We start from the raw sequence: 26,803 nt of genomic DNA on the forward strand, positions 1-26,803 counted from the left end.
ATTTGCTAGCGAATCCGCGTGACCCGGACGGCGCGCCAGAGCGCCTCCGGGTCGCGCACACGGCGCAGGCCCGGCTGCTCGGTCGCTCGCACAAACCTTCCCTTGAGCAAGACCTCCACTTCGGTCGGACCCATCGGTGTCTCGATCTGCCCAGTGACATCGGGCCCGATCAGTAGATCAATGGCTGGGGCTTCTGTCGGCACTGACTCCTCCCACGATTGGGCAAGTTGTCGCGGCTCGACGACGAGGGTGAGGGCGCTCGTCGCGGCGAGTAACTGCTGGGAGTCCGCACCACCAGCGTGGCAGAAGGAGTTCCAACAGCCGGGGTGGCTGGCATTCCTCGCCGCGCCGTAATGCGTGAACTCCCACTCCGCGACCACCTCCGCATTACCGAGGGCGGCGCAACCGGCGACGACGAAGCCTGCGGCCCCGTGCACCACCACGCCAGGGAGGCTCTGTGCGAGGTGGTCTGCCACACAGTAACCGAGCTCGCGCAGGCCCGTGTTGCATCCGGTGAGATACACCTGGGCACCGGGCGCCGCGAGCCCTTGCGTGGTAAGCGCTGCGGCCAGCAGAGGGACGGTTTTCGCTCCAAGGCCGAAATGCCAAGTGGGCGCACCGTGCGAGATCACCTCGATGGCGCTGGGCGACCCACCGGCGGTCGCGATCATGACAGAGGGAACCAGATCTGCAAAACCGGTCACCTCGTCGTAGCGCCATTGATGCGCCTTCACGAGGTTCATAGACAAGAGTTTGCGATATTGCGGGAGCGGTTCCGCGTTCGCACCGTCAACCACACAGGCGTTTGGTGTTTGCATGATGCGTGGATGCATGTGGAGGTTCTTGTGCCTTAGCGAACGACTGTTACACGGCAACAGCTCGCGTGCAGACCTTGCAAGCAGCGCGAGCCGGGGGTAGCCTAGGCCCGTCAATTATCTATTCAAGGGGGTATCGACATGGCGGCGAAGAAGAAGGGCAAGATCCAAGACGAGGGGAAAGTTCGATCCGACGATTGCCGGGGGATTCGGCGCGTGAACCTGATGGTCGTGGACGACTATCAGGAGCGGGAGGCTGTCGCGCACTTCTTCCGTATCGAGGTCGATTTCATTGTGGATCAGCATCAGGCGAATCTGCTTCGAGGCCACCTCGGCAGGCCAACCAAAGGTGGAGACGAGGAGGTGATGGACGAGCTCTTAAAGGGGAGCGAGTATGGTGCTTATGCAGCGAAGGTCCTAAAGGCGGTCTTTGATACCCAATAGCGGACTGGCGCGGTCCGGGCGAACGACTGCGTGTTTTTACTGCCCTTGGCGTCGTTCCCGCAACCGGACCGCGTATCGCACCGGCGCCGCTCGCAGATTCTCCACATCCACCCGATAGCTTCCCGCCGTATCGATCTGCAGGACGCAGTGATCGTGCCCAAGGCTGCCCGAGCGGAGGACCCGTCCCTCGTTCCCCAATAGCCAGCAGCTAATCGAGGTGCCGCGGGCTCCCGCAACCTCTATACTGCGCGTGCCGCTCGGCACGTCCAGCAGGTGAGACCCTGCGCCGTACGGCGGGAGCTCGTGCGACGGCGGCCGGCCGCAGGAGAGCGCGAGGAGCGCATGGAGTGTGGTTGCAAGGATGGCACGACAGAGGGCGGCGCTACTCACCGCTCCCCTCATGAACCCAGTTCGATCGTGGAACATCGCCCGCGTGACACGGCGACGTCTGCCGACTCCCAGTGCCCAGATCCGGCGACCTCGCGCGCGCTGAGCTGGATGCGACCGGGCGCCCTCGTCACCGTCACTGCCCCAGCTGAGTGCGTTCCGCACACGGGCGGCTCCGTGCGATACGCCGTGAGCTGACCCACGACCACTCCATCGACAAGCACTTCTATCGGCGACGGCGAGGGGTCCGATGTCCAGACCGTGATCTGTCCTGTGCTCACCAGTCGCCTCCGCCTGATCAGCGCCCATCACGCCCGACGCCTGTCGATGGGCACACGGCCAGACGGCGCAGACGTTCATGTCCCTCGACGTCGCACGGGATCCGCCTGAACAGGTGAAGGCCGCGTGGCCCGTCCACTCTGGATGCACGGTTCATCGCTCTCCTTTCAGGCCGCGGGTCGTAGGGCGCCTGGTTGATCACCAAGCGCCGCGCGCAACTGCTTCACCGCTCGAAAGAGCCGCAGCTCCGAGGCCGTCGGCGTGATCTCCAGCAGCTCGCCGATCTCCTGGTGGCTCATCGACAGGAAGTACTTCATCACCACCACCTCCCGCAGCTTCACCGGCAAGCGACCGAGTGCCGCATGCACATCATGGTGCATCTCGATGTCACGCGACGGGTCGTGGCCAACCGCGGCGTCCTTCGGGATGTCACCATCCACGAACCGCTTCCGGCGCCGCATCCTCATCAGGCTGCGCGTCACCACGATTCGGCGCAGCCAGCCGGACAATCCGTCACCCCGGTACTGAGCCAGGAGCCGCGGCAGGTCCATGAAGATCTCGTGGACCACGTCCAGCGCCTCGTCCCCGATGAGGCGTTCCCCGGCGGTACACATAGGAGACGCGAACGTTACATATAGATGCTGGAGGCTTACCTGCGCCGCTTCCGAGAGCGGGGCCGCTGGGTCCGACGCTCGAAGGACCTCCAGGGCGTTGGCAGTTGCTGTGGCGGGGCAGCGGTCGACGGACCGTGAGGCGAAGAGGGGGCGTTCCATGTGGGCGAGGGGCATTTGGGACCCCATCGTCGCCCACCCCCCTCACTGGCTCCTCAACGATTCCTCAAACGACGGGCTACCGCAGAGGCAAGGGGGTGGCGGCGGGCACCCCTGAGCCCATCTTCCGCCGATGCTCGAACTCGCCACCTTCGGCGGTGTTGCCCTCACGCGGGACGGGGTCGTTGTCCCCTGGACCCTGCGCGGATGGCAGCGGCCTGCGCTGCTCGCCCTCCTCGCGGCCGCGGGCAAACGCGGGATCGATCGCGCCCTCCTGGCGGCCACCCTCTGGCCGGATTCCCCAGACGCCTCTGCTCGGCATTCCCTCGACGAGCTGCTCAGCCGGACGCGCCGCGAACTGGGCGAGAAGGAGCTCTTCGTCGGGACGATGACCGTGGCCCTCAACACGGCCACTGTCACTGCCGACATTGCCACGTTCGAAGCGGCCATCGCCAGCAGCCGACTCGCAGCGGCTGTCGAGATTTATGACGGGCCGTTCGCCGTCGGCCTGCGCACGGGCGACTCACCGGAGCTCGAGCAACGTCTGCTCTCGGTTCGCGCGCACTACGCGGCCGAGTTTCGGAGGGCGGTGGAGACACTGACCTCGGAGGCGGGGCGACATGGCCACCACGGCGACGCGGTCCGCTGGTGGGAGAAGTTGGTGCGCATGGAGGTCGACAACACCGCAGTGATCCTGCGATTCATCGAGCTGCTGGTCAAAGCGGGTGATACCGACCGGGCCCTCAGTGTGGCGCACGCCGCAAAGAACCGCAGCGAGGTGGACGGCGACCCTGCTGATCCAGCCATCGAGACCTGGATCGAACGGCTCACGAAGGGCAACACCGGCAGTGGCGGCGGCAGTGGCGGTGACAACAGGAAGCTCGAACCGGTCGGAGTCACATCCATCGTCACACGCGCGCTCGGCTCGGACTACCGACTCGGCCCGCTTCGCGATGAAGGGTCGCTCGAGCTCGTCTTCGAGGGCACCAAGGTCACCACGGCCGCACCGGTCGAGGTGCGCCTGATCCAACCACGCGTTGCCGCTGGCACGGACCCATCAGCCTTCGCGCAAGCGATGAATGGCGCCGCGTCGGTCGTCCATCCGGGCGTCGTTCCCGTGCTCGCCGTCCGGGCCACCGCAGACGCCCTGGTCACGGTGACTGCGCGTCGCCCCGCTGAGACGCTCAAGCAACGCATGAGACAAGGAGCGGCGCGCATCCCCGACGTTATCGCGGTGGGTCTTCAGTTGGCCGAGGCGCTCGCCGCCGCTCACCAGCGCGACGTCGTCCACGGAATGCTCCGGCCGCGCCTCATCGGCTTCTCGCGTGATCACGTCGAGATCATCTCCCTCGGACTCGGCCAGGCCCTGCTCAGCCGTCGCTCCTCGGATGAACGATCCACCGTCGTATCGCTCGGATCACCGCGCTACCAAAGCCCCGAACAGCTCACTGGCACCGTGCAGTTGGACGAGGCCAGCGATCTCTATACGCTTGGCGTGATGCTCTACGAGTGGGTGACGGGACAGCCGTGTTTTCCGGAGTCCGGCGACGGCGTCCTAAAGAAGTTGCGGGAGGCTCCAACGCCGGCGCGTTCGGTGCGGCCAACCATCCCTGCCGCCCTGGATGCCATCATAATGCAGTGCGTGGCTCCACATGCAGCCGACCGGCCAGGGAGTGCGATGGAAGCAGCTCGCGCCTTCGCCCAGCTTGCCTGAGCATGTCTGAGTCCGCTGCCCTCATCAGTCGTCAACAGGACCAGTGGGCAAGCACCCTGCCCCGCGACCACCACCACACGCACTACCTGCCCGCAATCCTCGACAATGTCTTCGAGCGAAGGCTGCATCCCGAAACGAGGGCAGACTTCGATCGGGGCGACGGGTCGGAGTTGCACGATAGCGAGTTCCGCACGGGCAAGAATCGCCCCGCGAAAATGCGGGCCCTCGCCTCCTCGTCCGCCCTCGCCGTCAACTTCTTCGATGCCTGGCGCGATGCGGACAAGGCGGCGCTGTCCAGCGCTCTTGGGCTTCCTGCCCCGATCGCCAAGCTGCAATTCGAGTTCAAGCCCGACCTCTACCCCGTCAAGCCGCGCTCTCCGAACCTCGATCTTCTGTTGGAGCTGGCTGATGGGCGGCTGGTCGGGGTCGAGTCGAAGTTTGCTGAGCCCTATAGATCCGCAACGGGGCATCGCACCCTCTCGCCGCGGTACCTTCCTGAGGGGCAGCGTCTGTGGATGGAAGCGGGACTCCCCGGAGCGCAGGCACTCGCAGACACTCTGAGTCCTGACTGGAAGCATCTCGACGCTCCCCAGCTGCTGAAGCACATGCTGGGGTTGGCGAGCATGCGGACACCGCGGCGCGCCGATTCCCTGCTTTACCTGTGGTTTGACACCGACAGGGACGACGCGAGAAACCATGCGGCCGAAGTAGACTGCTTTGCCAGTCACGTCGCCGGCGACGCCGTGCACTTCCTGAATGTGACTTACCAGCAGGCATTCGCCAGGCTCGGGAACATCGAGCCTCGGCCGGGCTGGTGGGAGTATGTGGAGGGCAGGTACTTGCGGGCCAACAGCGCTCAGTAGTCGCCAGATACCTCACGAATGCTGAACGAAGCACCCGAATACGGCGCCGGATGGTACTTCACAGCCCCCTGGGACCCGGTCCTCGTACGTCGCGGCGATGCCCTCGGCCTGCGTGCGGGCGCTGACTACTTCGCGGACCTCCTCGCGCCGGGCCTCAGCAACGGTACATCGGACGCCCGGTGGATCTCTCTGTTGTCGTGGTGCCTCAAGTGGTCGCACATCGTCTGGCGCGAGGCGGGCGGCGGTGACCTGTCCACCCGCGATGGCCAACGCGCACGCTACGCCTGGCTCCGCCCGCTCGAACTCCTTTGGATCGATCGCACCCTGGAGGCGGGGCAGACCACTGGGCAGCTCCGCGGAAGGCGAAGCGTGGAGCGTTGGCGGAAGGACGACCGAAACGAGCGGGAGTTTGCAATGAGTCCCGACCAGTTTCGACGCTACCGACAGGTAGGGTCGTACGGCGCGTATCGCGTCATGCTCCGCGCCCTTCCCGGGCTCACCACCGGCGATGGCTGGACGCCAGCCGCAACGGCCCACCGTCTGGCAGACCTCGCAAACCAGAGCCTGCCTCCCGAAGCACGGCTTCGCCACGAGCACTTCGAGAATGCGACCCGGTGGGGGCACTGGCTCGGAGACGAATCCCGTTACTGGACAAAGCACGGCTGGCCTAACTGGGCATCTCGCCCGGAAACCGGTTGGCTCCCCACGCCGAACGAGGCAATCGCACAGCCTCTTCCAGACGCCGAGAGAATCCTTCTGGAAGGGGCACTCTTCGCCAACGAGTCCAGGAGACGCGTAACGGCCACAGTCCTGGCGCAAGCGAGGGGAGCCACCTCGCACCCCGCCCTCTGCGAAGCCATCGCAGCCTCGGCGACCCTCGCGCGACATGTGGAACCGGCGTCTCTGGCGCCGCTTCCGGCGTTCACCCGCTTTGCCGATGCCGCCATGCACACGATGCGGGGGCTGTGGGACGACCTCAATTCATCCCAGATCACCCAAACGCCACCAGTGCAGGACCTCGCAAAGTCAACGGAGATACGAACCCGGCTGGAGACGATGCGCGAGAGTGCGGACACCTGGCTCAGCGAATCGGGTCGGTCAACCTTTCCCCACGATCAGGTCATCACTCAACTCGCCGAAGGCGTTCGGGCGGCTTCCGCTCCCGTTCAGCAGCTTCGGGCGATGATCCGACATCACCTCGAGCACGGCGGCGGGCGCCGCTGGTTCACCGAGCAGGAAGGACGCCTCAAACCGCTGGTTGCCCACACGGGGATTGCAGCCAGCGACTATCGCTTCCGGCTCTATTCGCTCTCGTGCCTTGCGGGACAGTGTGGCGTCGCGCCGATGGACGATATCCTCGACGCGATCAGCTGGAACGGGATTGGCGATCCGCTCGCGCGCGACATGATCGAAATGGAGGAAGAAGACCTTTGACCGATCCAGGCTGGGAAGACGCGCTCCCGGCGTCGCCGGAGGGTAGCCGCCTCCACGAGGCGTGGATGACTACCTTCGAGCAGCCAGATGCGGGCCTCCTGGTAGAGCACCTTCTTCCCGCTCTCTTGGGCTGCCGCTATGCCCTGTCCCCGGAGTTCAGGGATCGCCAACTGTTCTTCGCCGAACTGGGTTCGACACTCGAATCGCTTCACGGTCGACTCACCGTCATCTCCACGGCCGCACGTGGTCCGCGACTGCCTGCACCGTATCCATGGCTCGGACGCTATGTCAGCCACTTCATCGTCGGGGCCACAGGGCGTGCGGTGCAGCATGCCAAGTTGTGGGCCTTCCACTGGAAGAACGACGACGACACCGAATCCCTTGAGCTCAGGGTCTCGTCCACGAACCTCACGCAGTCGGCGTTCAAGGGTCAGCTGCAAGCAGGATGGCGTACCCTGCTGCCGCTTGCTGTTCGTGGCACGCGGAAGGCTCAGCGATCGTGGAAGGAGCTGGTGGGCTTCATCGAAGTGCTCGGCTTGTCGGCGGGCCCGGAAGCCTCGACTCGTCTCAACCGACTGGTGAGCCTGTTATCCCGTGCTGAGTGTCCGGCGGATGCGGCGTTTGTCGTCAGCACACCCGGCCGCAAGGGTGCCGCCCGACAACTGGCCCAGTACGACCCCGCGGAGATCCATGTGCTCGCACCCACCATCGGCGAGTGGAATCACCGGACAATCGGCGCCTGGTGCGAGGACCTGGGCGTGAGCGCCGACAAGGTCCACCTCAAGTGGATCTCCCAGGTTCATCCATGGGCACAGCCTGGCCAATGGTCGCTCTCCGGACCGGCGCGTGCGGCACTCGACCACGCGGGTGTACGGCTGGAGATGCTCGAAACAGACTTCAGGCTTTCCGACGATCACCGCGCGGGCGATGAGCGCTGGAACCACGCCAAGCTCTACCTGCTCCGTTGCCGCAACACGAGAAGGCGGCGCCTCCTCGTCACGTCGGCCAACTGGAGCAGCTCGGCGTGGGGGGCCGGCCGAACCGCGGCACGAAACTTCGAGCTTGGTGTCACCTTCGAGACCGATTGGACCGCGCTTGAGCACGAGCGGGAACAGTTCACCTTGTTAACGCACCCCTACTGCGTTGACCGGAGCGAAGAGGAGATGGACGAGGATGGCGCTCCAGCGCTCGAATGGGCAGAGGCGACCTGGAATGGCACCCTTGTCACATGCAAGGCGAATAGCACCGACGAACAGACACCCATCAGCGTGCTCGTGACCTTCCAGGACAACACCACGGTGAGCGAAATGCTGGTGGACGGCGAAACCTCGCTTATGTGGAGCAGCGCCCAACATCCCCCGCTCACGGCGAGCTTCACGCAGGGCACGGACATTCTCGGGGTGGATGTTGTTGATCTGCGAGCACCCTCCGAGCTTTCTGGGACCCCGCTCCCCGAGGTAGACCAGGAACTCCAGCAGGCGCTCCGTGACGCATTCCTTTTGCAGCGATACGGTCGGCTGGTGATCGATCCAGAGACAATCCCCGGGCTCATGGGTGCAGCAATGGTCACCAGCGCCGCGGGACCGGCGGCGGACTACGCCGTTCAGGCATGGATCGATGGGCGCGCCGCATTCGAGGTGGTCGATGCGTGGCAAGTGGCCCTCGAGGAGGCAGCGGGCGATGACTCGGAGCTGCAGCGAGTCATGGAGGATGGCAGGGCGCTGCGCGACATCTTTGCGCGCCGGGGCCGTCCGGCGGACGCGCTGGTGGTGGAGGAGTTGGGCTGGCGCCTGGATGGAGGTCCCTGATGGATGACTTCAAGCTTGATGCCCGGCGATGGCGATTCCTCGACAATCCAGCCCGCTACCTCGAGCGGGAAACAGGGGGGTTGCTGCTCGAGCCCTTGAGGAGACAGTTCGCGACTGCCAAGGAGATTCTTGTAAGAATGAGCGCCGGACGTGGCGTGCTTCTCGCAGATGACGTCGGACTGGGGAAGACTACTGTTGGAGCGCTGGTCGCGTGGGTTCTTGCCTGTCAGGACAAGCGAGTGCGCATTTACGCCCCTAACGAGGTGCTTCGCCGACGCTGGGCCGAGGAACTCGAGCGACACATCCCAATGTTGCGGCAGTACGGCGCCAGCAAGGAGCGCATCAAGCCGGGTGATGTGGGCAAGCTCAACGCCGGCCGCATCCAGGTGGCCACGCATCATGCCTTGGTCCAGAGTCGGCGTAACAACGAGCAGCGCACCGCCTGCGACCTGATGATCATCGACGAGGCGCACCGCGCCAAGGGCGACGGCAGTGCCTTCAACGATGCGATGCGCAGCCTGGGTGACCGCGCCAGGCGAAAGCTGATCCTCACCGCCACGCCCTTCTCCATCAACATCACCGAACTGGAGCAGCTCCTGACATTCGTCGGTGCCGACGGTCTCCGGGCTGTACGCCGCTACGCGAGCGATCTGGCCCGACTCTATAAGCTCGGCAACGGGCACGACGTGCAGGCAGAATCAGCTCGGCTCGTCACTGCGGCCAGGGTGGCGATCGATGAGCTACGACCTTGGGTCATTCGAAACGGAATCGACGATCTCTCACCCTCCGAGAGCAAACACTTTGGCAGTATTGCGGCCGAGCGCTGGGAGATTGCTACGGCGGCGGCCACGTCAGAGGAGCTGGCGCTCCTGTTGCGTATGGATCGCCTGTTGCACCTGACCGTGGAGCGCAGGGGAGAGCGCCGCAACGATCCCCGCTTTCACATCGGATGGCGCCATGTGGCCACAGCGCTCGATCGCGCGATTGCGCGCGCCGAACATCCCATTGTCCGTCGCCACGGTGGGGCGGCCATCACGGCGCTCAAGGAACGACGCGCCGCCCCGCACCCAAAGATTGCAGCAGTCTCAAACGCCATTCGCCCGATAGTTGATGCCGGCGAAAAGGTGCTGGTCTTCTGTCATCACCGGGCGACCGCGGCTGAGCTGCTCCTTGAGCTGGAAGGCGCGCTCAAGGTGGAGCCTGCGCGCGACATGGCACCGCCGGTGCGTGTGTGGCGCGAAGCTTGGGAGGGGATGCTCGGCGACGGCGATGAGCTGATGGAGCCAATCCTTGACTGGTTGTGTTCACCTGGCGTGTGTGCGCAGGTGAGCCGGTGGCTGGGCAAGCCGGCGCTGGCCGTGGGGAGGCTGCAAGGGCAGCTCTCAGCCACAAGACCCCGCGGGGCGGCCGCGCCAGTGCCGTCGATTGCCGAGGCAGCTCGGAGCCTGAGGGACGAGCTGCTGGACGAGCAGTCCACCTCCACACGCGCAGTGCTCAGAGCCATCGCCCGGAACACGCGTGCCTTTGGCCAGGGGGAATCTCAATGGCCGGGCCACATGGATGATGGCCACCGGGTGATGGGTACCTGGAAGGAGGACGAAGGTGAACGACCCACAACCCTCTATACTGGGCAACCCGACATCGTGCTCGCGCTCTTCAACAGTCCCTTTGGGCCTGATGTGCTGGTGACCACTGATTGGTTGAGCGAGGGGGTCGACCTGCATCGCTGCTGCCGGCACCTCATCCACTACGAACTCGATCCAAGCCCCATTCGCACCTTGCAGCGCAACGGCCGGCTAAGGCGCGTCAACTCGTGGGCCGCGCAGACGCGGCAACCCATCCGTTATGCCTACCCCACCTTTGGTGGCACACGCGATGAGAAGGCGGTAGGGGTAATGCGTCAACGGATCAACGCCTTTGGGCTGCTGCTGGGCGGGGTGCCCAGGCTGGACGACGAGGATGTGGTGGACGAGCGCGAGGCGTTTGCGGAGCAGGTACTTCGTGTAGCGCGGAGGCGACTGGAGTCGCTCAATCAACGGCTGAGCGGGTGAGGCTGCCCAGTTCTCGAGTCTTCGCCCGGCTGGCCTGAGCTTGCACAAGCGTCGCCAATGAGTGGCGACGTTTCGACCGGCGGAGAGGTCCACAGGGATGCTGTGTCTCGCACGCGCTCAGGACGCGGGCGCGTGACGGAAAGCTTCGACCCCGGCTGCGCATCTGGAGTCTGGCGCGCGAACGCACCCGCGATCGCGACGCGCCGGATTCCGCCGAGCCTTCCCGCTCGGGCCTCTTGGAGAGCTCCATGCGCACCCGGATCATTGCACCACTGTTGTTGTCCTTTGTCATCGCACCCTTCGTCCAAGGCCAGACACTCGCCAGCGCGAACGCTCCGCGGTCGGTCGGTTGCGAAGTCACGCAGACGGCCAGCTGCTTTGCCTTCTTCGCGGATGGCAACGTGAGAAAGGCGATCGACCAGAAGGGTTCCGGAACTCCCGCCTCTGGCTCTGTCGGATTCGCGCTGGCGCGGTATCGCTCGGTGTTTTCGGGACAGATCAACATTGCGGATACGCCGGACACCGTCACTGCAGGGTACGGGGCGCGCCTCGTGGCACCGGGAGTCGGTGGAGCGCTTTCCGCTGGGCTGGTTTCGTTCCGGCGTCTGCCGTCGCCGGATTCGACACACGGTCTCGGCTACCACTTCTACGGCAGCATTGCGTCGTCCCGGTGGGCCACCGATCTCGACCCGCAGGGCGCAGTGCTCAAGACCACCGATGTCGGCGTATTGGGTTTCGGTGCGCTCGGCACATGGGTGTTGGCGCGCGGAACCGTCGGTGACAACCCGGTTTTCGTCGCGCTCGATGGCGGCCTTTCCTACCGTCAGCTCTTTGGTGACCTCGCCACGAAAGCGAACGGCTCCGTGAAGGAGCGGCTGTACGACACGAGCAAGGAGAAGTTCATCGGTATCGAGACCGGCCTGATCCTTCAAATCAACTCCATCAAGGCCGGGCTGAACTACTACTTCTTCGACGGCAATGCGCGCGGCCTGACCGACGGTCAGGTCGTCGCCGGATTCAGTATCCAGTCCAACGTGTTCGTCGGCGCGCTAAAGGCCCGGTAGGCGAACGTCCAGGGCCGAGGACTATCGAGGCCCGCCGCGCCCGTCTCGCCAGCTCGGAGCATCCGCCGAACACAATCCGGCGCTCACCTCGATCCCGAGCGGGTCCGGCGAAGAGCGCCTCTCCATGTCACGCCTCCACATCCAGGTGCCTCATGTCATCAGCCTCGCCCTCAGGCCGCCGGCTGGCCCGCGTCCTGTCGATAGTCTTCAGCTATGCGTTCGTAGCCTGCTCCGAACCGGCCGAGCCGAAGTCACCCTCGATCTCCGACGTGACCATCCAGATACAGGGAGGGCGCTCATCGCTGTCCGTGGGCGAGTCGACCCGCGCTGACCTCTCCCCTATCGGACTCGTGCCGGGAGCCAGGCTTTCGTCGCGTTGGAGCAGCAGCAATCCCGCGGTGCTTTCGGTCGCCGGAGATGGCAGTTCCGCCACGCTGACGGCCGTCGCGGCGGGGAGCGCTGAAGTGATTGTCGACGTCAGCGCGGAGGGAAGCAAATCCGCGCCCACGTCACTGCCCGCACGTCGTCTCGCGATCACCGTTCAGAATCCACCGCCTGCGCTGTCTGGAACGATCAGTGTGTCGCCCGCGCAGGTGAGACTCGGTATCGGCGCGAACCTTACCGTCGTGCCGCAGGTATCACGTGCAGCGCCGTCCGTGAACGTGGAATGGCAGTTCACTTCGAGCGACCCTAGCCGCTTCACCGTGTCGTCATCTGGTATGGTGACGGGCATCTCCCCAACGACCGGAGTAGTCCAAGTCACGGCCAGGGGTACCGGCGCTGGGTATTCGGCAAGCACACTCACCGCACAGATACCGGTGACGGTCCTCCCACCAGCGCTTGACTCCATCGCGGTCTCCCCTGTCCCGATGCACCTGGTGCCGGGTCGCGCGAAATCGATCACCGTGCAGCCGTTTGGGGTTGATGCAGCGGTCGCACGCGTCACCTTTCAGTCCGCAGACCCCGGGATTGCCACCGTCTCGTCGAATGGAGTAGTCACGGGCATTCGCGCTGGTGCAACCAGCATCGTGGTGACCGCTGACGCACCCCAGGCAGCGAGCGGAACCGACGTCACCCTTCGAAGGACGCTGCCAGTCGTGGTTGCAGACGGGGTACTCTCTGTTGTCATCAGTCCGAGAGCGATGGTGTTGCGACCGGGTCGGTCTACGGGCATCGCCGTTGATGTCGCAGCGACCGGTGCCGTTCCACGAACGTCTCGTTTGTCATCCACCAATCCTGCGGTCGTGACAGTCGCCCCATCAGGAACGGTGACTGGGGTGGGGATCGGCAGCGCGTACGTGCGCGCGGTGGCAACGGCTGACTCGACCGTCGGTGACAGCGTGCTCGTGACTGTGTTACCTCTCGTTCGCCTTTCGACGATTTCCGGGGATGGACAGTCATCGCGCGAAGGACAGACGCTGACGCAGCCACTTGTTGTGCGGGCGTCAGATCCCGCCAGTGGCGCGCGGCTTTCCGGGGTACCCATCGACTTGGCGGTGACGGATAACTCCGGTGCGACCTCGCCATCACGAGGTTCCACGGACGCAAATGGTGAGTTCCGGTTTAGCTGGACGCAGGGCCGGCGAATGGGACTCCCAAATGAGCCGTTTGCGCCACACGTGCGCGTGACGTCGGCGGAGTCGGGGGACACGCTGCGCATCGGCGCGCGCGTGGCCTGTTGGTATCAATCGGCATTCGCACTCCCAGTGTCTTTTTCCGGTCAGGTTGGTAGCAGCTCACCGTGTCTCTGGACCACCGGAACTGGCGTCGGTCAATACTACGGTACGCGCTCCCTGCTGGAGGTCGTCCCTGCGGGGATCTATCGGGTGCAGGCGTCCTCCACCACGGGCACCTACTCGCTCTGGATCGGAGAGCGGCTGCTGACCTCGTTCGACCGCGGCCGATGGACCATTGGGCTTCACAACATTGCCGTTGGATCGCCGCAATCGTTCACCATGCTCTGGATGACCCCGGGCTCGCGGCTGAGCCTCGAACCGTTCCGCGACTCGGCGCAAGTCGGCCATGCCGCGTTCTCCGTCTCGCTGTCGCAGCTCCCGTCGGACCTGTACAACTGCGCCTTGGGAATGCCGACCCTTGTCGGGAGTGGAGCGCTCTCGCAAACGATCGCTCCGGGAGACTGCCTCGCCGCCGGGCGACCCGGTGACCAGTTCTACGTCCCCGTGAACGCCGGCGAAACGATTACGCTGCGCGCGTCCAGTTCGGCCTTCACTCCACGTGTTGTGCTCTACACATGGAACGGCACCGCCTGGCAAGAGGTTGCCGCACATGCGGGAACGCGCACAACGCCCGCGGCAATAGCCTGGACCAATGCTGGCGACGGACTGATCGGGTACGCGCGCATCGAGAGCATCGAACCCACTGGCGGCGGCTATACTCTCACATCGCAGTATGCGTCAAGCGCAGCGCTATTGAGCGTGTTTAGCGCGCCTCCAGATGCCACCGGACGCGTTCCATTTCCTCGAGTGCCCTCCCCGTCCCAAGGGCGGTCCGGCATGCGAGTACCACCCCTTCGGTAACCACGACACCCAATCGGCCCTCTCGTGCCTGCTGCGGTAGCCACCTTCATCGACATCATCTGTCGCTGACGCGCTGGCGTCGAACAACGACTGAAAGGAGGGGGCGACGACAGGCATCTCTGTGGTCGCCCCCTTTGCTGTTTGTCTCTTGGGCCGCGCGCGGACGCCGATAGGTCACAGTTGGTCCCCTCCCGACCGTCGGTCACCGCCAACCATCTCATCACCCCTGGAAGGTGCCTCATGAAGCGGATGTACGCAGCGCTCACCGTGGCGACGGCCGGTACCCTGGCTGCCTGCTTCGACGACCAACCGATCACCCCGGTCGAACCCATTCCGGCCCCCACGCTCTCGGTCGTGGCATCCACCCCAATGGGAGGGATCGACGGGTTCTACTTCCTGGCCCCCATCGCGGAACCGCCCAAGGCGGTCCCGAACGACCCCACCATCCTTGACCTGCTCGCCACCGAGATCTGCGAGTGCAACGGCTCGGCGTGCGTCGGTCCGCTCGTGCGTCGCTTCACGTCGGCGATCACCTCCCCGGACCGTCTCCAGTTGGTCGAAAACGCCTTGTATCGGGCCGAGTGGAACACGCAGACGGATCAACTCGACCCGGCGAAGATGTATCGCATCCGCGTGTTGGGGAGCGGCACCGAGCTGGGGTACGCCAACGTAAACATCCTCGGCGCGGGAGAAGAGCGTGACCCGTCCGGGGTCATCAACCTTCGCGCGGGCGCCACGTTGCCGATCCGGTTCAAGGTCCAGTCCGGCGCGGCGCAGCGTGTGGGCCCCGGCGGTGGCACGGTGCAGCTCAACAGTGGAGTGCGCCTCGTCGTGCCCGCCGGTGCGGTTGCGCAGGACCTGCTGCTGACGGCCACGCCAGCCACCAACCTGCCGCCCGGCTCGCTCCCGCTCATCCCGGGGACGGGGTGGGATTTCGGGCCCGATGGAACGGTCTTCTCCGCCCCGGTCACGATGACGATCCCGTACAACGCCGCGACCCTGCCTCCCGGTGTCGTGGAGTCCGACCTGCGCATTCACAAGTTGGTCAACGGGGCCTGGCAGCAACAGAACGCCGGGCAGGTCGATCTGGTGAACAAGACCGTGTCGGCCGAGGTGAATGGGTTCAGCGTGTACATCGTCATTCCGCGGAACCCGGTGACCCCGGAAGACCTGACGGCGCCGGTGGTCCGGGCCTTGGAGGTGCGCGATCCAGTGACGGGGCAGTATGGCAGCGCGGTCACCCTGCAGGCGAGCGCCGCTGACGCGCCCCTGACCATGCGTCTCAAGATCACCGACGACATCGCTGGGGTGTTGTTCATCGACGTGCGCCTCGTGAGTCCGTCGGGAAAGCAGGTCCGTTTCCCCTGTTACACCGGTGCGGCCCCGAATACGGGCAGCGACACGAACGGGGAATGGATCTGTACGTCGTTGATTCCCCGGTACTCGGAGAACGGTGCGTGGTCCCTGGCAACGGTGTGGGTCCGCGACCGGGTTCAGAACTTCGACATTTATGGCCAGCAGCGCGGCGGGCTCTGCAACAGCAACAACTGTATTGCGGGCGCCGCGCAGATCACGGTCAGCAGCTCGCCCAGTGACGTGACACAGCCGGTGTTGCAGTCCGTGGTAGTGAGCCCGGACGTGACCCCGCGCCTCTACGGCCCCTCGCTGACGATCGCCTCGACCGGGAACGTCCAAGCGCTTCGACTGGGCTTCCAGGTGACAGATGACTTCTCCGGCCTGGGTGGATACCAGCTGTTCGATGGGCTCGGGCTGGAGTTCCTCGCGCCCAACGGCCAGGTGCAGCCGTTCCAGGGTCTCGCCTGCACCTTGACGAGTGGTACCAACCTCAATGGATTCTGGGACTGCCTCTTCACGATTCCGGCGCAGGCGCAACCCGGCACGTGGAAGTTGGATCGCCTTCGTGTGCCCGACCGGGTGGGGAACGGAGGGTGGCCCGGGTTCGCGGACTATCGGGATAACCGGCAGGGCCAGCTCTGCAACCCGGCGGGCAACTGCATCGCGAATCCCACGGTAATCGTCACGGGGACCGGAGATGCTGCGCCACCTGCGCTACAGACGGTCAACATCCAGCCGGCTGGCAATATCGTGACGACCAACCTGGGCTTCACGGACAACCTCAGCGGCGTCTCGTTCGTGCGCGTGGTCTACAACAGCACAACCACCACGCAGTTCCAGGAGTGCATCACGTCGCTCACCGGCGGCACGGTCACCAATGGCACCTGGGGCTGCACCATCAACTTCTCGAGCCTCGCGGCCCGGGGACAGTGGATCCTGAGTCTCCAAGCGTACGACGTGGCGGGGAACCTCCGTCAGTACTACCGGCGCCCGGCGGACGGCTTCCTCTGCTACCGGGATGTGGGCCAGAACGAGGTGTGCCAGGACTTTGGCGCGACGGATCTGATCCTGCAGTAAGCGCGGGAACGTCGGACGGGCGCAGGATCACCCGTCCGGCGGGAAAACGGCGCGATGAAAGGCGGGGGCGACCACGGGCATCTCTGTAGTCGCCCCTGTCGTTTCCCCACCCGGCCCCGCCCCCATGTCAAAGCGCCTCTGGTGCTGCCTTGTGCTCGTCGCCTGCGGCGGCGAATCCACCAAGCCCGAATCCCCGGCCTCCGTCGCTGTCGCTCCCGCCGCCCTCGACCTCACCCCCGGCGGCACGTCCCAGCTGACTGCGACCCCCAAATCAGCGGCCGGGATCACCCTCACCACCCCCGTCACCTGGTCCTCCTCCAGTGACGCGGTCGCCACCGTCACGAGCGCGGGACTCGTCACCGCCGTCGCGACCGGCTCCGCCACGATCACAGCGCGCAGCGGCTCGGCGACCGGAACGGCCGCAGTCACCGTCACTCCGGTCCCGATTGCGGCGGTCGTGGTCACCCCGGCAACCGCCACCATCGAGGTCGGCGACACCACCCGGGCGCTGGCCACGGCGCGATCTGCATCCGGAACCGACCTCGCAGGACGGGCCATCACCTGGTCCAGCGCGGACCCGGCCGTTGCCACGGTCGCGCAGACCGGGCTCGTCACAGCAATCGCCCCGGGTGCCACCTCCATCTCGGCGGCGTCCGAAGGGCGAACGGGTGCACTCGCCCTGACGGTGACGCCGGCGGCCGTGGCCACCGTCACGGTGGCCCCAACGACCGGCACCATCGTCGTGGGCACATCGCGGCAGCTCACCGTCGCGCTCAAGGACGCGCGCGGCGCCACGCTCGTGAACCGGGCGGTCTCGTGGGCCAGCACGGATCCCGCCACGATTTCGGTATCGACCGCCGGCCTCGTCACCGCAGTCAAGTTGGGCGGCCCGGTGACGATCTCGGCGACAAGCGAAGGGAAGCAAGGGACGCTGGCGATGACGGTGACCCCGGTGCCCGCGGCTCGCGTCGCGGTCTCTGCCCCGTCGCCCGAGGTGAACGAGGGCAGCACGACCCAGCTGACCGCCGTCGCCACCGATGCGGGGGGCAACACGCTGAGTGGTCGATCGTTCACCTGGGTGAGCGACTCCGCGCACATCGCCACCGTGGATGCCAACGGCCTGGTGCGCACGCTGCGCACGGGGGTCGCGCGTTTTCGTGCGCGCGCGGACGGTGCCGCGGGGTCGGTTAGCATCACGGTGCGTGGTTTGATCCATCGATGGACGTTCGATGAAGTCGGTGGCACCGGCACCGCCTTCCGCGACGATGTCGGCGGCCGCGTGGCGAGGCTGGACGCTGTGGCGCAGCCGGGACGGAGTGGCTCCGCCGTCGGCGGCCAGGTCACGCTGCCCGGGGGCGCCCCCGGCCTTACCGACTACGTGTCGTTGCCAGGGGCCTGCTTCGCTCGCTACCGGACGCGACCATCGAGGTCTGGGCCACCTTGCACTCCTATCAGTCATGGAGTCGCGTCTTTGACGTGAGCGGCGACGGCAACCTGTTCATGGCCTGGTCGCAGAATGCAACCCCGGGCACCGACTACGTCTCCTTCAAGGTGGGCACAACGGAGAGTCGGATCCAGAATGCCATGGCGGGCTACACCACCGACATCCAGCACCACATCGTCATGGCCATCGACCAGGGAGGTGGCAGCGGCGGGCAAACGCGAGTCACGCTCTATCTGGACGGCGTGCGGACCGGCGAGTTCGACACCCCGCACACGCTGGCGTCGCTCAACGATGCACGCTTTTTCCTCGGCCGCGGATTCTTCGTTGTTCCGACGGCACACGCGTCCTATGACGAGGTTCGCATCCATGATCGCGTGTACCCCGCGACCGACGTCCAGGCGTCCTATCGACGGGGACCGGTGCGCACGGCCACGCCGACGACGCTCTCGATTGTCTCGCCGGCCGGCATCGGCGATACGATCCGGGGGATCAACACGACGCTGCAGCTGAACGTAGCCGCGTCTGACGCGCAGGGCCGACGCTTCCCGGTGAGTGGTGCGCGCTGGACCAGCGCCAACACCAACGCCTCCGTGGACAGCACGGGCCGCGTTCAGGTGCTGTCCAGTGGCACCGTGGACATCACGGCAATGGTCGGTTCCACAAGCCTGCGGTGGACCATGCCCGCCCGGCATGTCCGGCGGCTGCCACTGGACCCCTTCCTCACCACACCAGCGGCCGGTGCGACGTGGGAGATCCCGGTGGTCATCGTCGCCTACATCCCAACAGCTGACGCCCGAACCATCGACGTGCGCAAGGCACCGGACTTCTGGGACCTCCTCCCCTTCTCGCTGGACACCATGGAGCAGCGTGTCCTGGACTACGCCCGACGCATCAAGCTCGCGCGCGAACAGGGGAGCACGTTCCGCGGGTACAAGAATCCGCTCGCGCTGCCGTCGATCGGGATTCGTGTCACCGACGTCATTGTGACCTACGAGCACATTCCGGCGAGCACAACGCGACACCCGCTCACCCAGGGCTTCTTTCCGGACTACCACAAGATCTTCGCCGATCACGGCCTTGTGGCGTACATGCAGGCGCGTGGCATCAAGGAGGTATGGGATGCATGGACCGGCTTCGACGCGGGATTCCCATCGTACAACCCCGCCATTCACGATCTGAAGGACATTCGTGCCGGGAGCGAGTCGAACATGGCCAGTCCACTGACCGGTGACATCTCGAACAGCTACCGCTACCCGAACGATCTCCCATTGTTGAGCTACACCTGGACGATGTACGGCATCAACATCCGGCGCTCGCAGGCCGAGGCAGTCCACAATGTCGGGCACCAGATGGAGGCCCTCCTTGGCTACGCGGCGCGGCGGCAGGATGGAAATCCGAACCTCTTCTGGCGGGATTTCGTCGGGCTTGATGCCTCGGACAAGTGGGCGCCCGGTCGTGCCGGTGCCACTCACTTCCCGCCGAACGCTACGGGCGACTACGACTATCACAACACCCGGGTGATCCAGTCGGACATCGAGGACTGGACGCCGGCGAACGCCGGCCAGAAGACCGCCATCAGTCGCTCGACCTGGTACAACCTCGTCTATCCGTGGCCCGGCGTGACCTCCTTCGGCCAACGCGAAGAGTCGCAGTGGTATGTCTACTGGTTCCAGAACTTCCCCGGCCGCGGCAATCGCATTCCGCGCGGCTCTGCGTGGATGACGAACTGGTGGGCCTTCATGGGCGACTGGGATAGCTCGATCCGTTCGGGACTCGGCCTCTACTCCGGCACACCAGCGGCGAACGTGGGAGCGGGTGTGGTCTATCCGTTCGCAGCGGCCCGCGGCGCGGCGCCGAAGCCGTGGGTGCACGGTCCACCGCCGCGCGCACCGCGGAAGTAGCTGTCCGAAGGCGGCATGAATGGGGGGAAGGGTGAAGGGGCAAGCAGGACCCCCATTCATGTCGTCAGTCCCTGCGCGCTATCCCAGCCGCTTCACGCAGGCTCGTGCATGGTACTCCACCGGGCTGAGCAGGCGCTCGACGATCGCCCGCGTGTCCGGACCGCCGCCGGGATGCGAGAGCACACGATCGATCGCCGCAGGAATGCGAGCGGCCAAGTCCTGGATGCGGCCGATCATCGAGTCCGGCGAGACACCGACGGCGCGTGCGAGGGCGCGCCAGTGTGAGGCCGTGATGCGCTCCACCGCGTGCTCACCGTTGATCCCCATCGCCAGTCGCACCGCGCCTCTCGTCAACTGCGGATAGGGAAGGAGGGTGATGACGTCGTACAGCGGCGCCAAGCGTATGTCCGGCCCGGGCCCGTGCAACACGGCGTAGTTCTTCGCGTGTGCGTCGGTCCCGGCGATGAGCCAGTTGAGCACGTTCGCATCCAGAAAGCGTGCCACGTCCACCTCCGCCTCCACCGAATGCCGCGCCAGTAGCGCGGCGATCTCAGTCACCCCCGGTCCGCCATCGGACTCGTACTTTCGCGTTGGCATCACCGCCAGCGCCTGGCACATGTCCTCCTGGTGCACGCGGTGCAACACACCGTCAAGCCGCACCCGGTCGTAGCGCTCCACGACGATGGCGACCTCGTCGCCAAATCGTTGCACGGTGCTCGAAGCGGCCGCCAACCCGAGCTCACGCGCAAGGTGCAGGCAGGCGTGTTCGTTGTAGGCCAGGTCGTCGAGGTCGAGGACGGGTGGCTTGAGGATCCGATTGCTCGGCGCCCGTCCCCTGGGCACCCCCCATCGTCCGCGATCGTCCTCGTACAATGCGGTCTTGGGCTGTGCCCCGGCCAGGCTGAATTGTCCCTGCTCCGAGTTTGTGCGCCCCGCGGCGGGATTCCGGCGCAGCCCCGCCAGCAGCTCTCCCACAGCTTCCGCCGACAGCCATTCGATCGACGCGCGCTCGTCCGTGCGAGTTGGCGCGCCGAGCGCGGCATCGACCCTGTCGGGCGTCACCAGCTGCACCGCCCCCGCGCAGTCCTCTCCCACGTGTGCCAGAAGCTGCACGACATCGTGACGCGACACTCCGTGCTGCCGTCCCCAGTGGGCAATCACGGTCGGATTGTCGGGGAGGAGCCCCCACAAGAAGGCGCTTGTGGCCCGGTGCCCGTGCTCGGTCGCGATCAGCGGCATCGAGACGGAGAGCGGAAAAGCGCCCGGCGTTGCGCGCCAGCCGTCGTCATACCGAAAGACGAGGTGGCGGTTGTCGGCAGCGTACACGTGCCCGGCAACTTGGCCGTGCAGCAGCACGGCAAGGCGAGGTTTGGACGACCGCGTGAGCCGGCTGCGTGTATTGCTCGTCATCGGTCAGTCGCTGGCTGAACGGCCGCTCGTCACGATCTCTTCCGCGTGCGTCGCCCTGCAACCACGCTCGGCCATTCCGTGTTGGACCTGGTGCCGGGTGCAACGGTCAGCGCGGCGATGATCTCGCCAAGGTCCACCGGTGGGAGCGGGCTTGCACCGGCCGATCGCGTCTTGCGAGTCCTCCGCTGCGCAGTCGCTGCTGAGGTGCCGTGCGCCTCCACCCGTACCGCGAGCCCGAGCGCCTGCACCGCCTTGAGCGCCAGCCCCAACTCCGCGCTCGGCTTCCCCTTCTCAAACTGCGCGACCCAAAAGCGCGAGGCGCCGATGCGTTCGCCCAGCTCGCTCTGGCTGATGCCCGCGGCGGTGCGCGCGTCGCGCACCAGCGCCCCGAAGGTGGCAGGAGTGACGGACTTTTGCATGGGGACCGCTCCGATGGTGGCCAACTTCCACATGCGGAGGATGTGGACGTTCGTCAACATGTTCATGTTGTTGACGAACGTCAACAGCTGGGGGCACTCCGTGGTCACGACCGTTGGTCTGCCCCCGCAGGCCCGTCTCCTCGCCCTCAGTAAGGGAACCCACCCGGCGGGGTCGTGGAGACCGTCGCGGTCGGCGTCGGAAGACGGCCCGGCGTATGAGAGGGACTTCAATGCTCGGTTTCGTCGAGGGGTCACGGGATCGTGGCGAAACTTTCGCCACTGAGTGGCTAAAATTCGGTCACGGATAAGGCATCGGCCCTCGCCTGCGGCATACCGAGCGGAGTTGCCAGAGGCATGGACAGACATAAGCGACGTCTTGACATGTCGCTATGTCAATACATACCTTCTGCGCATGCCAGAAGGACTTACACTCGCCGAACTCGCCGAAGCATCCGGCCTCCAGCCCAGAACCATACGTTCTGGGTCGCACAGGGACTCCTCCAGGACCGCTCTCCCGAGGCCCCGCCGCCCGGTACCCGGCCGACCAGCTTGACCGCATCCGGGCCATCCGGACGATGAAGGAACTCCACGGGATGTCCCTCGCCGACATCCGCCGCGAGCTCCTGGTCGCGCCCGCGAGTCGCATCGCCGCGCTCGCCCAACGGGCCGCCACCATCGCTCCGGAACCGGCAGCGAAGGCGCTCACCGAGCCGCCGGACCAGTCGGGAACCGACGGGGACACAGCCCTCGACTACTTCCGCAGGCTTCGTGTCAGCGCAGACCCAGGCGCGCTACATGAATCCGGTTCCTACTTCAGCTACCTGAGCGCAGCCCCGCGCGACAACACGGCCGCCGACGCGCCGACGGACGAACCACCAGCTGAGCCTGCGCCGCGTGCGGCGACCGGCTTCGAGGCACTCGAACAACGCCTCACCCCCACCACTCCGCTTGCGCCGAGGGAGCGGCGCACGCGCGCCGTCGAACAGCTGACGATCGAGATCACCCCCGACATCGAGCTCTCCGTGCGCGGAAAACTCGACGCCGACCAACGCGCTCGACTCGAGCGCTGCGCAGAACTCATGCGCGACATCCTCACCGGGAGGGAATGATGACCACCAACGCCCAGACCACGCTCGCCCTCGACATCGGCCTCGATCGCTCGCTCGCCTTTGATGCCGGAGGTTCGGTCCGCTACCTCGTCGCAGATCTCGCCGCGAGCGGCACCGTCGACGGCCCTAAAGCTCCGCCGCCGGTGAACCTCGCCCTCGCCATCGACGTCTCGGGTTCGATGGAGGGCGCCAAGATTGCCGCCGCACGCGACACGGCCCTCGCCGTCGCCCGCGCGCTCACGCCGCGCGACCGCCTCACGATCGTCACCTTCAGTCACGTGACACAGCTGCTCCTCGACGCGTGTCCCATGGACGCCGAGGGGCACAATGCGGCGCAGCGGGCGATCACGCGTCTCGAAGCAGACGGCAACACGAACCTCTGGGACGGCTGGCTCCTCGCTGGCGAGCGCGTGGCGCAGGCGATGGCTCGCGATCCGAAGGCCACGCATCGCGTCCTCCTCCTGTCGGACGGCCAGGCAAACACCGGACTCACCGACCCTACCCAACTCGCGCAACACGCGGCCGGTGCCCTCGCGCGCGGCATCATCACCTCGGCGGTCGGCATCGGCGACGGCTACGACGAACACGTGCTCGGCAGCATGGCCGAAGCGGGCGGCGGCCGCTTGCATGACGCCGAGCATACGCACGAAATCGGCGAGGTCGTGCTCGGCGAGTTGCGCGAGGGACGCGCGGCGCTGGTCGAGCGCGCGACGCTGCGGGTCGTCATCCCGGCCAACGTGCGCGCCGAAGTGGTCGGTGCCTGGGCCCACACCGTGCTCCCTGGCGCGATCGACGTGGCCGTCGGATCGTTCTTGCCACACACCACCAAACGCGTCGTGCTGCGCCTCCACTGCCCGTCCGGCAAGGCGCGTTCACACATCACGCTGTCGGCAACCGCGCATGGCATGCTGCCCGGCGGCGCGGGGAGTGTTGAGGCGGACCCCTCCGAGACGGAACTCCGGTTCGCTGTCGGGCGCGACAACACGGCCCAGCCGCGTGACATCGAGCGCAGCGTCGCGGCATTCCGCGCCTGGCAGGCCGACGCGATGAAACGCACGGTCGACCTCAATCGCGAAGGCAACCGCCGCGGCGCGAAGCACTACCTCTCGCGCGAGTTGCGCTGGATGGAGCCATACGCCCGTGACCTCCCCGGCAGTGCGCCGCTCATCTCCGAGCTCGTGCTGTTGATGCACCAGGCCGAGGACGAACTTGACCCGCGCCTGCGGAAGGAGCTGCGCATGGGGTCGATGATGCGTGCGCATTTCAGCCTCGACCTCCGCTCCGCACCGCGCCCGTCGCTGCGCGAAATGCTGGAAGAGAAGGCGAAGCCCTGACGTGCTCCGGGGGAAGCGGGGCGTCGCCAGCCATTCGGCCTGGCACGCCCCGTTACACCCCATCACGTCGCGTGACATGACGTTGAGGCATGGTATGAGGTAAGTGGATGCGCCACAACAAGTTACGTGGCCGCCCACTCGCGCACGTTCCCTCCAGTATGGCGGGCAACACCACCCAACCCAACCCGCCATGAGACTCCGCAATCCACTGCTCGCCGCGCTCCTCCTCGCCGTCGGCGCCTGCTCCACCGACGTCACCGCCCCCGCCCCCGCGGCCCGCCCGCTGCCGACCGAGGTCAACCACCTCTTCAACGTCGGCGAAGGCTCCTACCGACTGCTCGCCGACTACTATGTCGGCCCCAACCACGTCCCAGACTAGGAGCTGGGCGCGGCACTCCTCAATGGGCAGGAATACCAGGGCTCGGTCTACATCCGCGTCTCGATCCCGCCCGTCCTCGTCCCCGGCCCAACGTCGAGCCTCCCCTGCATCACCAGCTCGATCCTCAAGATCGAGACCCGACCCGGCTGGAGCGCCGCGGTACGCAAGGCGGGCGGTTGCGGCAAGGACATCGAGGTGCAGTTCTCCAACGCGCAAAGGCAGCGCGCGACGTTCAAGTACACCTTCACCTGAGGGGCTGACGAAGGTGGACCACGGGGCCGTGAAGTAAGCCGCCGTCAGGGCGTGAGCGAGACGAGGTCGTGGGAGATCGTCATTCCTGGAAGGACACTTCATGGTGCACTTGTCCTTCCGGGAAGGACAGTCTTCGCCGGGGGCAGTGTTTGATGGTGTCGGCCCCCGCAGTCAAGGAGTTGTCGAGCGAGCGTCTTGCAGAATAGAAATCGATTTCTATTCTGCACGCTCAGGCAGTCGGGGGCCAATGGACAGCCGGTCCCTGGGGCCATCCCGGGCCGCGCGACCGGTGAGCCCAGGCGCGACCCACCGAACCGTTCCTGCGCGTCGGGTGTAGACTCCACCGGTCCCTGCCGGTGGCGACTTCGTGACCCAACCCCGACGCGCAGCTACACCAATGATCCGGGTCGCCCTCGCCGCCTGCCTGCTGGCATTCGGTCTTTGGGCGCGAGCTGCGGACGCGCAGGTCACCACCTCGGTCTCCGGTACGGTCTACGACAGCGTCGGCCAACGCCGGCTCGAGGGCGCCACGGTCCAGATCGCCCGGTCGGACCGCCCCGCGGTCGCACGCTCCTTCCGCACCGGCGCTGACGGCAACTTCCGGTTCGATACCCTCGACGCGGGCACCTGGTTACTCGGCTTCTTCCACCCGGTCCTCGATTCGCTGGGCCTGGTGTCGCCGATGCTCCGCGTCTCAATCAGCGATACGACGGCCGTACGCGCGATGCTCGCGGTGCCATCGCCGCGGACGATCGTGCGGGCGAGTTGCGGGACCGACTCGACCCGCGGGTACTGGCAGGGCCGCGTGCGCTACGCGGTTACGGGTGCCCCGGTCGACTCCGCGCTGGTCGTCGCTCAATGGAGCGTGATCGTCACCACGGGCGGCACCATCTCGCGACAAACCCCAGGGGTCACGACGCTGACCGATGCGGACGGACGGTTTGGGCTCTGTCAACTCCCGAGCGACGAGATGGTCGTGATGCGCGCGTGGAAGGGGGGTGACTCGACCGGGACCTCGATGTTCACCCTGCCCAACAACGGCCTGCTGGTGCGCGACCTGTTCGTCGCCCCGACGGAACTCGCGCAGCGCACGGTCCCAGATGAATCGAGCGATCGGCGGCGCGACTCGGTGGTCGTCCCGGTGCTTGTCGGTGGCGCCCGGGTACAGGGACGTCACCCGCCCTGATGGCCGCCCGCTCCGCGGGGCACGGGTCCGCCTGGCCGACGCTGGTGCGGAAGCGACGACGAACCAGGATGGATACTATGCCCTCGACTCGTTGCCGTTAGGCACGCGCTTGCTCGACGCACGGGCCATTGGATACTTGCCGGTCACGCGGATGGTCGACCTGTTGCCGACGACGCCGATGTCGCTCGACGTGGTGCTGGAGTCGCGGCAGACGTTCCTGGACACCGTGAAGGTGGTGGGCGATCGTCTCTACGACTCGCCGCAGTATCGGGACTTCCTGCAGCGCAAGCGGAGCGGATTCGGCTACTACGCCGATGAGCAGGACCTCGAGCGCTACGACCCGTTGTACTTGAGTGACATCGTGCGGCGGTATCCGGGCATCACGGTCCGCGGGACCGCGGGCAACTCGCAGATCTACATGCGGAGCCCGTTCATGCAGGGGGGCGGCATGTGCCAGCCGGTGATCTTCCTCGACGGGATGATGTTGGCGGCAGTGCAGGGGTTCTCGCCGGACTTCTTTGTTCCCGCGCAGGACATCCGCGGTGTTGAGGTGTACACGCGCGCGTCGGGCATGCCGTCGCAATTCCAGACGCTCAGCGGCTGCGGATCGATCGTGGTCTGGACGGGTCGGCGCCGGTTGACGCTCCCGCCCTGAACGAACGCGTGAGCTTGCGACCCCAAGTTGTGATCATCACCCGACCAACAGGCCAGGCACCGCGGCTCGCACGGGGACGTCGGCTGCTTGCCGACAGGCTCGCCTTCGCGCGACA

20 protein-coding genes are annotated in these 26,803 nt (G+C 66.0%); 16 read left to right on the forward strand and 4 right to left on the reverse strand.

The genetic code is table 11. The features are described from left to right. Window positions 1-5 precede the first annotated feature (5 nt). Window positions 6-833 carry a hypothetical protein gene (locus IPK85_00300; protein ID MBK8245846.1) on the reverse strand — a complete coding sequence of 276 codons (828 nt, stop codon included), beginning with the start codon at window positions 831-833 and terminating at the stop codon, window positions 6-8. Between the two features lie 123 nt (window positions 834-956). Here IPK85_00300 and IPK85_00305 point away from each other — a divergent pair, with 123 nt between their 5' ends. Then, window positions 957-1,259, forward strand: a complete 303-nt coding sequence (locus IPK85_00305) for a hypothetical protein (GenBank protein ID MBK8245847.1) — start codon at window positions 957-959, stop codon at window positions 1,257-1,259. Window positions 1,260-2,092: 833 nt separating this feature from the next. Here IPK85_00305 and IPK85_00310 read toward each other — a convergent pair. Then, window positions 2,093-2,539, reverse strand: a complete 447-nt coding sequence (locus IPK85_00310) for a sigma-70 family RNA polymerase sigma factor (GenBank protein MBK8245848.1) — start codon at window positions 2,537-2,539, stop codon at window positions 2,093-2,095. 289 nt (window positions 2,540-2,828) lie between these two features. Here IPK85_00310 and IPK85_00315 point away from each other — a divergent pair, with 289 nt between their 5' ends. The 10 genes from IPK85_00315 to IPK85_00360 all read left to right on the forward strand — a co-directional run bounded on the left by IPK85_00315 (window position 2,829) and on the right by IPK85_00360 (window position 19,944). Then, window positions 2,829-4,409 (forward strand): protein kinase, encoded by a 1,581-nt coding sequence (locus tag IPK85_00315; GenBank protein MBK8245849.1) that lies wholly within the window; start codon window positions 2,829-2,831, stop codon window positions 4,407-4,409. A gap of 2 nt (window positions 4,410-4,411) precedes the next feature. Further along, window positions 4,412-5,272: a hypothetical protein gene (locus IPK85_00320; GenBank protein ID MBK8245850.1), complete on the forward strand. Its 861-nt coding sequence runs from the start codon at window positions 4,412-4,414 to the stop codon at window positions 5,270-5,272. An 18-nt stretch (window positions 5,273-5,290) separates the two neighbouring features. Beyond that, window positions 5,291-6,706 (forward strand): hypothetical protein, encoded by a 1,416-nt coding sequence (locus tag IPK85_00325; protein ID MBK8245851.1) that lies wholly within the window; start codon window positions 5,291-5,293, stop codon window positions 6,704-6,706. A gap of 65 nt (window positions 6,707-6,771) precedes the next feature. Beyond that, on the forward strand, window positions 6,772-8,514 hold the full coding sequence (locus tag IPK85_00330; protein ID MBK8245852.1) for a hypothetical protein: 1,743 nt from the start codon (window positions 6,772-6,774) through the stop codon (window positions 8,512-8,514). Next, on the forward strand, window positions 8,514-10,565 hold the full coding sequence (locus IPK85_00335) for a DEAD/DEAH box helicase family protein (protein ID MBK8245853.1): 2,052 nt from the start codon (window positions 8,514-8,516) through the stop codon (window positions 10,563-10,565). The genes IPK85_00330 and IPK85_00335 overlap by 1 nt, the downstream gene beginning before the upstream one ends. Before the next feature lie 248 nt (window positions 10,566-10,813). Next, a complete protein-coding gene (locus IPK85_00340) occupies window positions 10,814-11,629 on the forward strand; it encodes a hypothetical protein (protein MBK8245854.1) in 816 nt (271 codons plus the stop codon). Between the two features lie 152 nt (window positions 11,630-11,781). After that, entirely contained in the window at window positions 11,782-14,166 is a 2,385-nt protein-coding gene (locus IPK85_00345; protein MBK8245855.1) for an Ig-like domain-containing protein, read from the forward strand. A 240-nt stretch (window positions 14,167-14,406) separates the two neighbouring features. Beyond that, complete coding sequence (locus IPK85_00350) at window positions 14,407-16,599, forward strand: hypothetical protein (GenBank protein ID MBK8245856.1); 2,193 nt, start codon at window positions 14,407-14,409, stop codon at window positions 16,597-16,599. 124 nt (window positions 16,600-16,723) lie between these two features. Beyond that, the gene (locus IPK85_00355) at window positions 16,724-18,079 is read left to right on the forward strand and encodes an Ig-like domain-containing protein (protein ID MBK8245857.1); all 1,356 of its coding nucleotides are present in this window, start codon (window positions 16,724-16,726) and stop codon (window positions 18,077-18,079) included. Beyond that, the gene (locus IPK85_00360; protein MBK8245858.1) at window positions 18,040-19,944 is read left to right on the forward strand and encodes an Ig-like domain-containing protein; all 1,905 of its coding nucleotides are present in this window, start codon (window positions 18,040-18,042) and stop codon (window positions 19,942-19,944) included. Before IPK85_00355 ends, IPK85_00360 begins: the two co-directional genes overlap by 40 nt. A gap of 78 nt (window positions 19,945-20,022) precedes the next feature. On the opposite strand, the gene IPK85_00365 is transcribed toward IPK85_00360, so the two are convergent. After that, entirely contained in the window at window positions 20,023-21,354 is a 1,332-nt protein-coding gene (locus tag IPK85_00365; protein MBK8245859.1) for a type II toxin-antitoxin system HipA family toxin, read from the reverse strand. 29 nt (window positions 21,355-21,383) lie between these two features. Beyond that, window positions 21,384-21,773, reverse strand: a complete 390-nt coding sequence (locus tag IPK85_00370) for a helix-turn-helix domain-containing protein (protein MBK8245860.1) — start codon at window positions 21,771-21,773, stop codon at window positions 21,384-21,386. A gap of 389 nt (window positions 21,774-22,162) precedes the next feature. Between IPK85_00370 and IPK85_00375 the strand changes: the two genes are divergently transcribed. From IPK85_00375 to IPK85_00395, 5 genes are all read left to right on the forward strand, one after another. Then, on the forward strand, window positions 22,163-22,882 hold the full coding sequence (locus IPK85_00375; protein ID MBK8245861.1) for a MerR family transcriptional regulator: 720 nt from the start codon (window positions 22,163-22,165) through the stop codon (window positions 22,880-22,882). Continuing rightward, window positions 22,882-24,216 carry a VWA domain-containing protein gene (locus tag IPK85_00380; GenBank protein MBK8245862.1) on the forward strand — a complete coding sequence of 445 codons (1,335 nt, stop codon included), beginning with the start codon at window positions 22,882-22,884 and terminating at the stop codon, window positions 24,214-24,216. The genes IPK85_00375 and IPK85_00380 overlap by 1 nt, the downstream gene beginning before the upstream one ends. A 190-nt stretch (window positions 24,217-24,406) precedes the next feature. Beyond that, complete coding sequence (locus IPK85_00385; GenBank protein MBK8245863.1) at window positions 24,407-24,595, forward strand: hypothetical protein; 189 nt, start codon at window positions 24,407-24,409, stop codon at window positions 24,593-24,595. Window positions 24,596-25,244: 649 nt separating this feature from the next. After that, window positions 25,245-26,033, forward strand: coding sequence for a carboxypeptidase regulatory-like domain-containing protein (locus tag IPK85_00390; GenBank protein MBK8245864.1), 789 nt, complete (start codon window positions 25,245-25,247; stop codon window positions 26,031-26,033). Beyond that, complete coding sequence (locus IPK85_00395; protein ID MBK8245865.1) at window positions 25,999-26,688, forward strand: carboxypeptidase regulatory-like domain-containing protein; 690 nt, start codon at window positions 25,999-26,001, stop codon at window positions 26,686-26,688. The genes IPK85_00390 and IPK85_00395 overlap by 35 nt, the downstream gene beginning before the upstream one ends. Window positions 26,689-26,803: the final 115 nt, after the last annotated feature.

Source organism: Gemmatimonadota bacterium, from assembly GCA_016712265.1.
Taxonomy (GTDB): Bacteria; Gemmatimonadota; Gemmatimonadetes; order Gemmatimonadales; family Gemmatimonadaceae; genus RBC101.

What these genes read in the sequence shown, in the direction of transcription:
- IPK85_00300 (MBK8245846.1), bottom strand. Translation starts at nt 833, where the DNA reads ATGCATCCACGCATCATGCAAACACCAAACGCCTGTGTGGTTGACGGT.
- IPK85_00305 (MBK8245847.1), top strand. Translation starts at nt 957, where the DNA reads ATGGCGGCGAAGAAGAAGGGCAAGATCCAAGACGAGGGGAAAGTTCGA.
- IPK85_00310 (MBK8245848.1), bottom strand. Translation starts at nt 2,539, where the DNA reads ATGTGTACCGCCGGGGAACGCCTCATCGGGGACGAGGCGCTGGACGTG.
- IPK85_00315 (MBK8245849.1), top strand. Translation starts at nt 2,829, where the DNA reads ATGCTCGAACTCGCCACCTTCGGCGGTGTTGCCCTCACGCGGGACGGG.
- IPK85_00320 (MBK8245850.1), top strand. Translation starts at nt 4,412, where the DNA reads ATGTCTGAGTCCGCTGCCCTCATCAGTCGTCAACAGGACCAGTGGGCA.
- IPK85_00325 (MBK8245851.1), top strand. Translation starts at nt 5,291, where the DNA reads ATGCTGAACGAAGCACCCGAATACGGCGCCGGATGGTACTTCACAGCC.
- IPK85_00330 (MBK8245852.1), top strand. Translation starts at nt 6,772, where the DNA reads ATGACTACCTTCGAGCAGCCAGATGCGGGCCTCCTGGTAGAGCACCTT.
- IPK85_00335 (MBK8245853.1), top strand. Translation starts at nt 8,514, where the DNA reads ATGGATGACTTCAAGCTTGATGCCCGGCGATGGCGATTCCTCGACAAT.
- IPK85_00340 (MBK8245854.1), top strand. Translation starts at nt 10,814, where the DNA reads ATGCGCACCCGGATCATTGCACCACTGTTGTTGTCCTTTGTCATCGCA.
- IPK85_00345 (MBK8245855.1), top strand. Translation starts at nt 11,782, where the DNA reads ATGTCATCAGCCTCGCCCTCAGGCCGCCGGCTGGCCCGCGTCCTGTCG.
- IPK85_00350 (MBK8245856.1), top strand. Translation starts at nt 14,407, where the DNA reads ATGAAGCGGATGTACGCAGCGCTCACCGTGGCGACGGCCGGTACCCTG.
- IPK85_00355 (MBK8245857.1), top strand. Translation starts at nt 16,724, where the DNA reads ATGTCAAAGCGCCTCTGGTGCTGCCTTGTGCTCGTCGCCTGCGGCGGC.
- IPK85_00365 (MBK8245859.1), bottom strand. Translation starts at nt 21,354, where the DNA reads ATGACGAGCAATACACGCAGCCGGCTCACGCGGTCGTCCAAACCTCGC.
- IPK85_00370 (MBK8245860.1), bottom strand. Translation starts at nt 21,773, where the DNA reads ATGCAAAAGTCCGTCACTCCTGCCACCTTCGGGGCGCTGGTGCGCGAC.
- IPK85_00375 (MBK8245861.1), top strand. Translation starts at nt 22,163, where the DNA reads ATGTCAATACATACCTTCTGCGCATGCCAGAAGGACTTACACTCGCCG.
- IPK85_00380 (MBK8245862.1), top strand. Translation starts at nt 22,882, where the DNA reads ATGACCACCAACGCCCAGACCACGCTCGCCCTCGACATCGGCCTCGAT.
- IPK85_00385 (MBK8245863.1), top strand. Translation starts at nt 24,407, where the DNA reads ATGAGACTCCGCAATCCACTGCTCGCCGCGCTCCTCCTCGCCGTCGGC.
- IPK85_00390 (MBK8245864.1), top strand. Translation starts at nt 25,245, where the DNA reads ATGATCCGGGTCGCCCTCGCCGCCTGCCTGCTGGCATTCGGTCTTTGG.